We start from the raw sequence: 14651 nt of genomic DNA, 5'->3' as shown, positions 1-14651 counted from the left end.
CTCACTGTACCTGCATGGCAGGCACCGGCAGCTCGGCAAACACTTCTGGCGCATACATAGCCTCCACCCGGCTGCCAGGCAGGCTGAACTGGCCGGGCTGATTGAGTCTGACCGTATACTCGACCGTGAATTTACCCTTGGGCACGTAGGCATAATAAGCCCTGAAACCATCCAGTGCGCGCTCTTCATAGGCCGGGCGTTGCCAGCCCAGGCGTTGCTCGTGTTGCGTCAGTTGCTGGCTGTCTCCGCCCAGGCCACTGCCGAGGATGGTCGCGCCACTGGGCACCGGGTCATTGATGACCACCCAGGTCATATCGGCTTGCGCCTCAACTGTGAGGCGGACGCGGTAGACATCGCCACGTTGCCAGCGGCCAGCCGTTTTTTGCGACACCGGCATGACCTCACGTTGCAAGCGATAGCCGGCAAACAGCGGGGCTTGCAACGGTAAAGCCGCTTTGGCGGTGACAAATGCCCAAGGCTTGCCTTCACCCTGTTGCTGGATTTGCAGCGGAGCTGCCGCCTGCGGCCAGGCATACTGCGTCAGCAATCCCCCCGCTTCGGCCCAAGGCGCTGGCTGGGTGGTAGCATTGACTGCTTTAGCAGGCTTGGCAACGGCGGCGCGTGACCACGGCAAATGCTGGCTTTGCCCCGCCAGGCTAAGCTCGACCTGGCCAGTCACCGCAGTCTGTTCATGGGCTTTCTGGAAATGCCGCAACGCCAGCACGCCCCAGGCATTGGCCAGGGTGGTCCGCCAATGGCCGGCCTGTTGTCGCGACAACAAGCCACGTGCGAGACGGCCCGCATCCTCGGCAGGCAATTGCGGGTCTGCCGCCAGCAAGTCCAGCGTACGCGCCGCATTCACGTCGGGCGACACCATCAACCACCACAAGTCATCCTGTTTCTCGGTCGAAAACGTGAACTGGGTGCCTGAAACCATCCAGCGCGATTGCAGCACCTGCATGGCCTGGGCGCGCTTTTGCTCAGCCTCTGGCAGCGTTGGCATGCGTTTAAGAATCGATAACCAGTCAATCACGCCTGAGGTCGGCCACAGCTCGGGACGAATCTCCAGCGCGTCCAGCATTTCTGGTCTGGCATGGTCATAGCGTGCCAGGGCATCAATCGCCGCCAGCTTGCGCAACACGACATCTGCCGTTTGAATGCTGCCATAGCGGTGAATGCGGCCAGCGACAAAATCTTCCAGCCCTTTGAGCATGCGCTCACGCGCGGTGTCCGGGATGTCATAGCCTGCAGCATCGGCAATTTGCAATAAATAACTGGTGAGGCTGTCATCGCCTTGCAACCAATCCATAGGGAAATAACGCGCCAGGCCATCGCCATCGAGGTGCTGCCCCAGACTGAGCATCACGCTATTCCAGCGGGCCTGATCCTCCAGCGTCACCGCCACCGAGGCGCGCTGTTCCAAACAGATATAGGGATAGCGCTGCATCCATTCGCGCACGCTAGACAGGCTACCAACCAGCGAGCGGTTAAGCCGCACGTCTATACCACCCCGGCCCGGTACCGCCTGCGCTGGCGCTTGTACCGTCATCTGCCAGGGCTGACCGGCTTGCAACTGCTGTATGGTCTGCTGGTAGACACGGACCGGATAAGCCGCACCGACCTGCTGGTGCACTTTTAAACGGTCTTTAATTTGCAAACGAGTTGGGGGTTGCGCGGTAGACTCCCCGACCACCGCCGCATCTATTTGCCAATCCAGGCCGGTCACGTTGTAAGGCACGCGTAGCGGGAACGCCAGGGTTGCGGCTTGGCCAGCGGCCAGCTTGACGCGCTGTGGTTTAAGCGCGGTCTCCACGCCCAGCGGGGTGGCGGTCACTTGCGTGGTGAGGGGTCGCTGGCTGGCATTGCGCACGGTCACCATGGCCTGCAGCTGATCCCCCTCGCGCACAAACGGCGGCAATCCAGAAAACAGCATCAGGTCTTGCGTGGTGCGGATCAGCGCACTGCCCGAGCCAAAACGGGATGCACCGGCATGGGCAATCGCAGCAATGCGGAAACTGGTCAAGGCATCATTGAGCGGGATACTGACACTGGCCTGGCCATGTTTATCCAGCTTGATCACGGGCTTCCACAGCAGCAAGGTGTCAAACAGCTCACGCGCGTTAGCGCCTTGTCCGCCACCGCCGCCGGGGGCGACGGCTTTTTTACCAAAGTGGCGTTTACCAATCACTTGCGACTGTGCCGTTGAGGTATATACCTCTATCGGCCGGCGCTGCATCATGGCCTCCAGCAACTGCCAGGAATCAGGCTTGGCCAGTTGCAGCAAGCCTTCATCCACCGCAGCCAGCGCCACCTCGGCATTCGAGAGCGGCTTGCCTGCCGGGTCTGTCACCGTCAGCTTGACCCTGGCCTGTTCACGCACTCGGTAAACCGTGCGTTCAGGGTCCACCTTGACCTTGAGGGCATAGCCTTGCCAGCCCACCTTGATTTGCGTCATGCCCAGCTTGAAGGCCGGCTTGCTTAAATCCACCAGGGCCGTTGGCCGCGTATCCACTTCAACCGGCAAATGATCGACCAGGCCTAAAAACTGGCCCACCTGATAGACCATGCGCTTGAGCCAGGCAAAGCGTCCAGGCGCTTGCGGATCGACACGGCCACGCACCACCATCACCGACACATAGGCATTAGGCCCATACTCGGCAGCGATCGGCACCTTGACGATGGGCGACTGCATGCTGATTTTGCTGACATACGAGGCCAGTACGCCTTCGCGCTCCACCGTCACCAGCGCCGTCGCTTCGCGGAAAGGCATGCGTACTTCAAATTGCGCCGTTTCGCCCGGGGCATACTCGCGCTTGTCAGCCAAAATATCAATGCGGTCGCTGGCGCCTGCGCTATACCAGCCGTCTTCATCAGCCACATACACTTCCTGGCTGGCGATGGCAGGCTGTTTTTTGCTGTCTTTAGTGGTTGCCACCAGAATCAGTTCGCCACTGGCCGGAGCCGCCCCCTTGCAACTGAGCAAACCCTGGCCATCGGTTTGCCCGTTGCACACCGCCCCCACATGCTTCACCTCAGCAGTTTGTTCATAGGCATAAAACCCGCCCAGCAACCGTTTGCGGTAAGCATAGGTATGCCGCTGGTAGGCCTCGACGGCTACCGGTTGCCGCACCAGCGGTTTACCTGCGCTATCCAGTGCCAGCACCTTGAACGCCAGACTCTGCTGCGTCGCAAAATAGCTATCCATTTTAATGCCGAGATTTACGGCCGAGGGCAGCAGTAGCGCTTGTGTAGCTGCCGTCAATATCTGGCCGTTGGGGTCGGCATATTCCATCTCCACCTGCAAGGCATGGGGGGTACGTACACCCGGCAAACGGTCAAACGTGACACGCGCACCGCCACTGCCATCCAGCGTCACCGCCTGCGTGCGGGGCGGGTAGCGCTTGTCACTATCAGCAGATGCTGGATCCGAGGATTGCCCATCACTCCAGCCTTCTTCCGGGTCATAAGAAAAAGGTTGTATGGCGTGCAGCCCTTCCTGTGGCCGCTCACCGCCAAAACGAAACGCCTCATACTGCGCAAACTGCATGGTATAAGGCTCTAGCCGACTGCGAAACTTGACCGGCAAGCCAGCCGCAGGCCCGCCCGCCAGATAGTTGAGTTGCACATCCACCTGTAATTGACGCTGGTTGACCACCGGTGCGGCGGGCGGTTTGAGGCTGGCATGCATTAAGGGCACGCGGTATTGCTCAACCCGGAAATGCCCCATCGTTACCTCCATGCCCTCCACCATCATGGTCACCACATAGTTGCCCAGCTTGGCTTCTTTGGGAATCACCCAGCTAGACGTACCGGCCGCATTGGCCCAGCGCACCGCGCGCGTCTCGCTTTCACCGCTGCCCTGATGCGTCAAGGTGATCTCATCCGGCAACCGCTCGGGCAGGCGCAGTCCTTTGCCGGTGTGCAAGCGCACAAAGTGCTTCATGGAGACGGTTTCGCCGGCGCGGAACAAGGGGCGGTCAAATACCGTATGTGCCAGTACCGGGCCCGCGCTCTCGCCGCCGCCCAGGTTGAATTGCCAGGGGCTGAGGCCATCGTCCCACTGTGAAAACATAAACGACAAATCATCGTCTTTGCGTGCCGTGACCAGATGACCATAACAACTTTTGCGGTAGCTGTCTTCAAGGGCCTGTGCAATATTCGCGCGGCCCTGGCGGTCAGTTTTGCCTTGCCAGAGCAAGACGCCATCGCAGGTGGACACCCTGACTTCGGCCCCCGAGACCGGTTTGGCATTATCCAGCCGCGTCACCCATACCAGCGAGGACTCATGGCCTTTTTTATAATGCACGGCCAGGTTGGTGACCAGCGCGCTAGATGAGACAAAATAAGGTTTTTGCTCGCCATGCAACGCCGCCCCCAGGCGGTCACTGGCAAATTCGACCACATAGAATCCAGGCTTTTGCAGCGGGATGCCCATCACCTCAAACGTTTTCTGCCCTTGCCTGCGCGGCAGGCGGATCTCACTGGAAGCTACGTCCTTGTTGCCTATTAGCAGGGGGATTTCTCCCTCGCGCGGGTAACGGTCATGCGTTTTCAAAAAGGCGTCAGACTCCCCACTGCCATAAGGATGCTGGGTGACTTTAAAATACCAGGCCGCCAGTTCAGCATCATTCTCAGGTTGCAAGCGGCCCACACGGCCAGATTGCTCGGCATTGGCGCCGGGGGTGATGCGCGCGCCTTGCAAGGTGACCTCGACATTACGCACCGTCACCGGCAAGGCAGGTTGCGCATACCGCTCCAAAATGCCAAATTTTGCCGGGAACTTGATCAGGGGCGGATCGACATCCATTGTCATCGCCAACGGGAAAGCGCGCGCATTGACCGGCACGCGCCCGGCATCATCTTTAAAGTCACCTGGCAATTGCAGCACCACCCGGCTATTCGCGGTAAACGGGCCCTTGAACTGCACAGCTTCCAGGGTCTCGCCCTGTGCATAGTCTGCAATCACCGGCTTTTGCGTGCTGCCATCCGGCAGCTTGAGGCGAATCGCTTCAGCCTGGCGACGACTGACGGGCGCATTAAATTGCACCTGTATTGGCAACACCGGAATACAGTCCGCCTTGGCATTGGTGCGCGTGCAGCTGGCATTCACTTTAAACGCATCGCGCACTTTAAACCTCAGCACTTGCGGCTTGTTGGCAACCACACCACTGACGGAGGTGATGCCTGCGTCCCAATGCAAACTCACCTCACTGCCCGCAGGCAACGGGCGGCTGCACTGTGCCACCACAATATTCGCCTGCTGCATACGGCGGTCTTTGACTGAGAGCAGACCCTGCTGCGCATTTTTAAACAACACCAAAAACAACTGGCTGGCACGGTCTTTTTGCTCGCGCAGGATCTGCTCGCGTGCCTGGCCCGTGATCAACTTGAGCGGAAACAGCTCACCCACCCCTTGTATGCTGCAAGCCGCATGCTGCTTGACGCTGTCTTCATTGACAGGGGCATCCAGCCCCAGCAAAAACACCTGCGACTCATCGATATATTCAATGCCCTCTTCTGGCAGCGAGGTGATGATGGCCGGCCCCTCGGTAGAAAAACTGAAAGATTGCGACGAAACCGGTATGCCCGCGACGCTTTGCAAACCTTTTTTAACAGAGAAGCGGCATTGCAAACCGGCCGGTAAATCGGCCTCAAAGTCATACACCCACTGCCTGTCATCCAGCCAATGCCCCTGCCCTTTGGCATCGCATTGAATGTCAAACGGTGCAGGCAGACGCGGATCGCCAAAAGCCACCATGGGCAGCGAAAACCTGGCGCTGACTTGTCTGACCGCCTTCACCTCGCCTTGCGGTGCAAAGGTCACGCGCGCTTCGGTGTCAGCCTCGGCCGCCCATACATGTTCGGCCAGCAACCCTAGCCACAGCACACAACAGGCAGCCAGCCAACTTGCAGTCATCCAGCCGCTGGCAAGGCGCTCAGAAAACCGCGCCGGTTGTGCGCGCACAGCGTGTGTCAAAAAACGGGCCAGCATAGCGTGATCCTTAATATGGCAAAAACGCGGACGAAAGGGCAGCTCTCATCATTCAAATTGCCAAGCCAGACTAAGCGCGATTAAAAAATGGCGCGATTAAAAAATTCAGTCGCCGCATATCGTTGATACGGGAGGAAAACTTTTTTATGCGCAACGCAATCTCGCGACGCAAGTTGATTGATTAGAGGTGCCCGAAAGGGACATTATCTTATAAAATGACCTGTTGGTTAATGACACTTTGCTGAACATGCCTAGCGCTTCTCTCCCTCCTTCACCCACGCCAGCGGCGACCATCCTCTGCGCCTCCGCGCGTCTGGCGCAAGGTATCCGGCAATGGTTATCGTCCAGCTACCCGCAGCAAGGGCTGTTGCAATGGCAGGCACCGCAGGTGTTTCCGCTGCAAGACTGGCTGCACCAGCTCACTGAGCAAGCCATTTTATGTGGCCGCATTGCCGTGGCGGATGCCCCGGCGGGCATGCTCTCCTCCACGCAAGAGGCGCTGCTGTGGGAGCAAGCGATTCAGCATTGTCTGCGCCAGCATGACCACCTCGATTTATTGAACACTAACGGCCTCGCCAGCGCGGCGATGGAGGCGAACCGCTACCTGATTGAGTGGAATATCAGCCTGGATATGGACGCAGCCAGTGAGGAGACCCGCCAGTTCATGCAGTGGCGCCAGCAATTTCAGATGCTGTGCAAGCAAAGTGGCTATCTTGAGGGCGTGCGTTACCAAGCCTGGCAATTGGCACAACTGCAACAGGGCTTGCTACCGTTGCCCGAGCGCATTGCCCTGGCCGGGTTTGACCGCATCAATCCGCATTTGCAGCGTCTGATCGACCGTTTGCAAGCCGCAGGTGTGACCGTAGAGCCCTTTGAACATCGCATCACCGCGCAGCAGGTGCAGCGCATGGCCTTTGCTGAGAGCCTGGACGAAATGCGCGCTGCCGTGCATTGGGCCAAGCAGACACTCAGCACCCACAAACAGGCCAGGCTGGCCATCGTGGTGCCAGACCTGGAAGCTGTGCGCGACACACTGGCCAATCTGCTGGATGACACCTTTCATCCTGAGGCCTTGCATCCTGCGCATGCCGAAATCCTCCGCTGTTATGAGTTTTCGCTGGGCACGCCGTTAACGCGCTGGCCGCTGGTGAATACCGCCTTAACCCTGTTGCGGCTGGCTTTTCAACACACGCCGCTGGCACAAACCGAGCTGTCAGCGCTGCTGGCGGATGTGTATTGGTCACAAGCCCTATTTGAAGCCGATGCGCGCGCCGCGCTGGACGCCGAAATGCGCCGCCAGTTGCCCTTGCAAGTCAAGGCCACGACCTTTGCGCGGTTTATTACCCGCAAGCAGCAAGATGAGCATGCGATTCATAGTCCGGCGCTATTACAAGACCTCAACGCCTTGCTGACCACGGCCAGACAGCTACCTGCCAAACAACTGCCTTCGGCCTGGGCCAAGAGCCTGACGGCACTGCTCACCGCCAGCCATTGGCCAGGCGAGCGCAGCCTTTCCAGCCATGAATACCAGTGCCAGCAATCGTTTTACAAGGTCATGGTGCAACTCGGTGCGCTGGATGCCTGGCTGGGCCCCATCCCGGCCATTACAGCCATCCAGCGGCTGACACAATTATGTCAGGCACAGATTTTTCAACCGCAAACCGTGCGCCAGCCCAACCTCACCGTCATGGGCATGCTGGAAGCCAGTGCCCAGCCGCTGGACGGGGTGTGGGTGATGGGCATGAACGACCATGTGTGGCCCCCGCTGTCGCGCACCAACGCCCTGATCCCGGCCGAGCTGCAACGGCAGGCAGGCACGCCCAATGCCAGCAGTGAGGTGCAAATCGCCTTTGCCAGCCAGATTCACCAGCGCCTGCTGGGCACGGCGCACCGGGTCATTTTTTCTTATGCGCAAAAAGAAGGTGACCGCCTGTTGCGCATGAGCCCGCTGATTCAAGACATTGCCGAAGTCGCTGCCAGTGCCGGGGTCGCCACGCTGGCGGAAACCCTGGCCACCAGCCAGCCCGAGCACTGGCAATGGTTAGACGACCATCAGGCCCCGCCCGTGCAAGAAGGCGAACACGTCAGTGGCGGCACTGGCCTGCTGCGTGCGCAGGCGATTTGCCCGGCGTGGGCGTTTTACCAATACCGGCTTAAAGCCCGCAAACTGGAGACGCCGCATAACGGGCTGGATGTCATGCAGCGCGGCGACCTCATCCACCGCGTGATGGCGGCATTTTGGCAACAACCGCGCGAGGACTGGCAAAGCTGTGCTGAAGAGGAATTGAAAAGTCAGCTGGACGCCCTTGCCGCACAAGTCATGGCCGAATTCAATACCGAGTTTTCGCAGCCATTTACAGAGGTGTTTTGCCAGCTCGAAGCCGAGCGCCTGAGCAAACTCGCCCTGACCTGGCTGCTGCAAGTCGAGCGCGAGCGCATGCAACCGTTTACCGTGTCACTGGTTGAAAAAACCTTTAAGCCGCTGATTGAAGGTATCCAGGTCAAACTGGTGATAGACCGCGTGGATACGCTAGCAGATGGCCGCCTGGTGGTGATTGATTACAAAACTGGCAGCATGCCTGACACCAAAAACTGGGCCAGCGATAAAATCACCGAACCACAACTGCCCATTTATGCGGCCTTTATTTTGCAAGACGCCGAGATTGCGGCGGTCTGCTTTGGCAAGCTGCGGCTCACGGATGGTGGCTTTGCCGGCATCGCCGCCGAAGAAGATATTGTGCCTGGCGTCAAAGCGTTTAATCACGAAAAAAACAAACTGTTTGACCCGGCAGACTTTCCCGACTGGCCGTCGATTCTGCAGCACTGGCGCACGCAAATCACGTTAACTGCGCAATCCCTCAAGGCGGGCGAGGCGGCGGTGCTGTTTGAGGCGGAGCAGGATCTGGATTATTGCGATGTGTTGCCTTTGCTTAGATTGCCAGAGCGGCAATTGCAGTTTGAGCACTTGCAATCTGGCCTCTTGCAATCGGCGCACTTGAAATCAAAAGGTGCCGCATGATGCACTCAGAAACACCATCAACGATGACAGCAGAGACCGTTTTGTCAGAGGCGCTGACACTGGATGCCGCCAACCGTGAACGCGCGCTGGCGCTGGAGTCATTTATTGTCGAGGCCCCGGCGGGCGCGGGCAAAACCGAGTTACTGACCCAGCGTTTTCTCAAGTTGCTGCAAACCGTACAAGCCCCCGAAGAAATTATCGCCATCACCTTTACCAACAAGGCCGCTTCGGAGATGCGCGTACGGATTCTGGATAGCCTGTTGCTGGCGGCCAGTGGCGTGGCACCCGAAGCCGCACACAAGAAAATCACGTTTGCACTGGGCCAGCAAGCCTTGCAGCGCTCGGCCGCGCTCAACTGGCAATTGCTGCAAAGTCCGGCCCGCTTGCGGATTTACACCATAGACTCGTTATGTGCCAACCTGGCACGGCAAATGCCGTTGCTGAGCCGCTTTGGCACGCAACCGGCGGTGACAGAAGATGCGTGGAGTTACTACCGCGAAGCCGCCGGGCTGGCGCTGCAAAGCATGGATGAGCCTGTGCTGGGCGAACCGGTGCGGCGAGTGTTGCGCTATATGGATAATGATCAAACCCGGCTGGAAGCCCTACTCATGTCCATGCTGGCCAAACGCGAACAATGGCTGCATCACAGCCAGACCGGGCACACACTGTCTGGGCAACTGGCACTGGTGCATTTAATTGAAGGTGAGCTGGCGCAGATTCACCAGCATCTGCCCGCCCGTTTGCAACAGGCGCTGATGCCCATTGCGCGCTATGCCGGCAGTCAACTCCCAGACACGCACGCCATCGCTCAGCTACGCGATTGGCAAGTGGCTTTGCAACCTCGCCTGGCTGATTTGCCGAACTGGCGCGCGCTGGCCGAGTTGTTATTGACCGGCACGGGGGGGCTGCGCAAACGGCTGGATAAAAACATGGGACTGCCTGCCACCGACGAAGCCAAGCCTTACAAGGAGGCCTTGACCGAGATTCTGGACGGCCTGGCACAAGATCGCCGCGCAGAACGCAGCCTGGCGCGCATCCGCATGCTGCCAGACCCCAATGCCCGTGACGAGGCGCTGATTGCAGACTTGAGCCAGCTATTGAATATTGCCGCGGCCCAGCTCTGGTTGCACTTTCAGGCGCAAAACGAAGTCGACTTTGTCGAGATCGCCCAGCGCGCCTTGCAAGCGTTGGTAGAAGGCGGCGAAGCAAGCGAGCTGGCCATGCGGCTGGACTACCGCATACAGCATCTGCTGGTCGATGAGTTTCAGGATACCAGCCCGATGCAGATCGACCTGCTCAAGGCGCTGACGCGCGGCTGGCAAGCGGGCGATGGCCGTACCCTGTTTACCGTGGGCGACCCCATGCAGTCGATTTACCGCTTCCGCAAAGCCAATGTCGGCCTGTTTTTGAATGCGGCCGAATTCGGCATCGGTGACATCGCGCTGACCCCGCTCAAACTGTGGCGCAATAACCGCTCGTGCCCGGCCGTGGTCGAATGGATCAACCAGACCTTTAAAGGCATGCTGCCGTCTGAGGATGCCCCGCAGCAAGGCGCGATTGCTTACCGGCCTTTTGTCGCCACGCGCCCGTCTCTGCCTGGTGAGGGGGTGTTTGTGCATCCGCTGATCCAGCCAGTCAGCGAACATGAAGAGGAAGAACCGGCAGATCTGCGCCGACTCGAAGCCGAACAGATTATCCGCATTATCCAGCAAACACGCGCCGAACAGCCAGATGCCACCATTGCCGTGCTGGTGCGTGCACGAAAGCACTTGCATGCGCTGGTCACAGAAATGCGGCGCAACCATGCCGAGTTGAGCTTTCAGGCGGTGGAGATTGAAGAGCTGGCAAACCGCCAGATTGTGCAAGACCTGCTGACGCTCACCTACGCCCTGCACCAGCGGGCTGATCGCGTGCATTGGCTGGCCTTGCTGCGCGCACCCTGGTGCGGACTGACGCTGGCCGATCTGCATGCCTTAATCGGCCAGGACGGGCAACGCAGCGTCATGAGTCTGCTCGAAGATGAACAAGTGATGGCACGCCTGAGTGCAGATGGCCAGACCCGCGCCCGCCATGTGCGTGAGGTCATGCAAACGGCCTTGCAATGGCGGTCCCGCACCGCCACCAGCCGCTGGGTGCACAACACCTGGTTGAGGCTGGGCGGCGCACACTGCTTATGGAACGAAAACGATGTGCAAGATGTGCAGGCGTTTTTTGCCCGCATTGCCGCGCTCGAGCAACACGGCCAGTTCAGCCCGCAAAGCCTGGCCGAAGATGTGAAAAAACTGTATGCGGCCCCCGATGCCAAAGCCGATGACCGCTTGCAATTCATGACCATCCACAAATCCAAGGGTCTGGAGTTTGACACGGTCATTCTGCCGGGCCTGGATGGCAGCAACCCGCCCGATGACGCCAAGCTGGTGATTTGGGAAGAAGTCACGACAGCCGATGGTGACGTCGCACTGGTCGCGGCACCCTTTGTACCCACAGCCCTCAAGCGACAGTACACCGGTGTCACGCCCTACGATTACCTGAATGACCTCGACAAAACCCGTGCGGCCTATGAAGACGCCCGCGTGCTGTATGTGGCTGCAACCAGGGCCGAGCGCCAGTTGCATCTGCTCGGCATTGCCAAACCGGATAAAAATGGTGACGCGCAACCCCGTAAAAATACGTTTTTACAGCTGCTGTGGCCAGCCGTGAGTACGCATTTCAATCGCGAACAAGATATCGTGGTCCGCTACCCGCAACAAAGCCAGCAGGCCGATATCCGGCAGTTTGTGCCCAAGCTGATCCGCTTGCCGCAAGCCACCAGTCCCGCCCTCTTGCAACCCAGCAACGATCTCGCGCGCGCTTATGATGCCACGGCCCACGCAGACAGCACCGTCAGCAGCCTGGAGGCCGATATCGGCACCCTCGCCCACCTTTACCTGCAACTGATTGCCGAGCAAGGCCTGGCTGCCTGGCAAGCCCACGGCAGCACGGGTTGCCAGGAATTGCTGGCAGCCATGCAACGCTGGTTTTCGCAGCAAGGTTATGCTGAAGCGGAGGCCGTGCCAGCCAGCCAGCAAGTGGCGACGCTGCTCACCACCACGCTGCAATCAGCGGATGGCCGCTGGGTGCTTGCTGACCATCCGCAAGCAGCCTCTGAGCTAGCGATGGAGCAACTTGCCGCCAATAAAAAAGTCATAGACCGTACTTTTGTTGCTGAGGGTGTACGCTGGATTGTCGATTACAAATCGGCCCCCGTCACAGCAAGTGACGATTTACCCAGCCTGGCAGCCACGTTCAAGCCACAATTAGCTGCCTATGCCCAGCTGTTTGCGGCCGAAGGCTTGCCGGTGAAAACGGCTATTTTATTTTTAAGCGCAGGCAAACTCGTGCCTGTGGAGATTATTTGAAGGACAGATGATGATAGATACACAAGCGATTCTCGATGCATTTCAATTCCGCCATGCCTGTAAAGAATTTGATGCCAGCAAACAGATTCCTGCAGAAGAATTTGAATTGATCCTGGAAGCCGCCCGCCTCTCACCCAGCTCATTCGGCTTTGAGCCCTGGCATTTTATTGTGGTGCAAGATAAAACCCTACGCGAAAGCCTGAAGCAGCATGCCTGGGGCGCGCCGCTCAAGCTGGATACCGCCAGCCACTTTGTATTGTGTCTGGCCATGAAATCTCCCTTTCTGGACGCAGACAGCCCCTACCTGCCGCAATTCATGCGTGAAGTGCAGCACCATCCGGACGACATCGCCAACATGCGACTGGGCTTTTACAAACAGTTTCAACAGTCTGACTTTGGCCTCACAGACGAGCGCAAACTGTTCGACTGGGCCAGCAAACAATGCTACATCGCGCTGGCCAACATGATGACCGTCGCCGCCATGCGTGGCATAGACAGTTGCCCGATTGAAGGCTTTAAACAACAAGAAACCGAGACCTTGCTGGCAGAGCAGTTTGGCGTAAACCTGCAAGAATATGGACTGGCCTATATGGTCGCCTTTGGTTACCGCAAACATGCACCCAAAGCGAAAACACGCCGGGCCATGGCGCAGGTAGTCACCTGGAAGTGAGCTTACTTGGAGCGTTCGGATACCCCTGCTGAACACTACGCAGTGACACCTTGATTGTTCACGCACGGCGACGCTTCAAGCATTGGCCTCAAAGGGCTATTTAAATGACTTGCCACCCTTTGCTACAGTCTGATTTCAAAATAAATAAAGGGGTGACGGATGAAATCAGTATTTAAAAATATGTTCGCTTGCAATGTGCTCATGTTGGCAAGTGTTGCGGCCAATGCAACTACAGGTCACTGGACGTTATCGCATGAGATTGCGCCTGCAGGCCTTCCCTTCTCGCATGCCGTGGTGCCATGCGTCTTGACGTTTGATGCCTGCGAAAATACGTATCGCAACATGACAGCCAAAATAGCTAGCAACGATGATGATCAAGCTGACAGCTCGGACTCGGAGACCATGCTTGCCTGATCTGGCTTGCCTAGTCTGTGAACCATACAGCTAAAATAAAAGGCCGGTAAACGGCCTTTTTGGTTTAAATCTATAAAATGTCTATCCTTAGGTCCACAAAAAGCTCATACGCCTGTCGCAGATCGTTACCTAAAATGAAGCTCCAGTGCCGCATGTCATAAAAAAATCACATTTCCAGTTTTTGTTGATAATTTAAGAACTTGTTTTGATTACAAACACTTAAACCAAGTCACCAATAAAAAAACCATCTTTCGTGACTTAAAAATCTGCCAGTTATTCCATATTTATGGAATAGACACCCATACCTCTCCAATAGATACTCACAGAAAAATATCAGGGATTAACACCTGTATAAATTTTTTGCCACTGAAAAAATTTTATAAAACAGGCTGACCAAATCGCCTAAATCTTGAGAGGAGTTTTTATGTCCAGCAACCGCAGGCCAGGTAATTCGTCGGCCAAACAAATAGCATTCAATTCATCGCACAAAAAAAGCTTATTCAAACTTGCACCAATCGCAGCAGCAGTCATGACACTCTCTGCTCCAGCAAATGCTGCAACGATTGTTTGGGATGGCAGCACAAATGACTGGTTTACAGAAAGCAGCTGGAGTGATGGCTTAAACAATATCATTCCAGGCTTGAATGATATTGCCGAGATAAATAATGGGTTTGTTAACCTTGATATAAGCCACACTGTTTTGGGGATTAATCACACAGGCGGCACCATCGGTGGTAGTGGTAGTTTGTTGACCACAGTGCTCAACTGGTTTGGCTATGGCTCGACTCAAAAAGGCAATGGCACCACAACTGTCAGCGGCAATGCAACCATCGGCGATGGTAATAACTACTCTTATCAACATTTAGGTAACGATGAGTCTGGTCGCACACTAAACCTGAACGGCAATACTGCTTTTCAAAGTGCTGCGCTCAATGTGAGTAAAGCAAGTGTCATCAATAACAACGGCACATTCACCAGTAAGGGCGATGTCCGTGACAATGGTGCAAATGTTTATGACAACACCATTCAGAACTATTGGTCATCAGACAACACCTTCAACAACGCTGGTACCTTTGTGCAAGATGCTTCCGGCAAACAAACAAGCATTAATACCGCTTTCAACAACTCTGGTACCGTCAATGTAAAGTCAGGTACGCT

Annotated in this window: 6 protein-coding genes; 5 read left to right on the top strand and 1 reads right to left on the bottom strand. The window is 57.0% G+C overall.

From position 1 onward, the window contains the following. Position 1 precedes the first annotated feature (1 nt). Positions 2 to 5992, bottom strand: coding sequence for an alpha-2-macroglobulin family protein (locus ACFQ1T_RS13585; RefSeq protein WP_379077719.1), 5991 nt, complete (start codon positions 5990 to 5992; stop codon positions 2 to 4). 247 nt (positions 5993 to 6239) lie between these two features. Between ACFQ1T_RS13585 and ACFQ1T_RS13580 the strand changes: the two genes are divergently transcribed. The 5 genes from ACFQ1T_RS13580 to ACFQ1T_RS13560 all read left to right on the top strand — a co-directional run. Next, entirely contained in the window at positions 6240 to 9011 is a 2772-nt protein-coding gene (locus tag ACFQ1T_RS13580; RefSeq protein WP_379077716.1) for a PD-(D/E)XK nuclease family protein, read from the top strand. Next, positions 9011 to 12409, top strand: coding sequence for a UvrD-helicase domain-containing protein (locus ACFQ1T_RS13575; protein WP_379077862.1), 3399 nt, complete (start codon positions 9011 to 9013; stop codon positions 12407 to 12409). Before ACFQ1T_RS13580 ends, ACFQ1T_RS13575 begins: the two co-directional genes overlap by 1 nt. Before the next feature lie 10 nt (positions 12410 to 12419). Next, a complete protein-coding gene (locus tag ACFQ1T_RS13570) occupies positions 12420 to 13079 on the top strand; it encodes an NAD(P)H-dependent oxidoreductase (RefSeq protein WP_194747080.1) in 660 nt (219 codons plus the stop codon). Between the two features lie 159 nt (positions 13080 to 13238). Then, positions 13239 to 13493, top strand: coding sequence for a hypothetical protein (locus tag ACFQ1T_RS13565; RefSeq protein ID WP_379077713.1), 255 nt, complete (start codon positions 13239 to 13241; stop codon positions 13491 to 13493). Between the two features lie 424 nt (positions 13494 to 13917). After that, the coding region (locus ACFQ1T_RS13560; RefSeq protein WP_379077710.1) for a hypothetical protein at positions 13918 to 14651 on the top strand (734 nt) is incomplete at its 3' end.

The organism is Methylophilus glucosoxydans (assembly GCF_042676145.1).
GTDB classification, from domain to species: domain Bacteria; phylum Pseudomonadota; class Gammaproteobacteria; order Burkholderiales; family Methylophilaceae; genus Methylophilus; species Methylophilus glucosoxydans.
The sequence above is the reverse complement of the archived record's forward strand: the minus strand, read 5'-3'. Positions and strand labels throughout refer to the sequence as shown.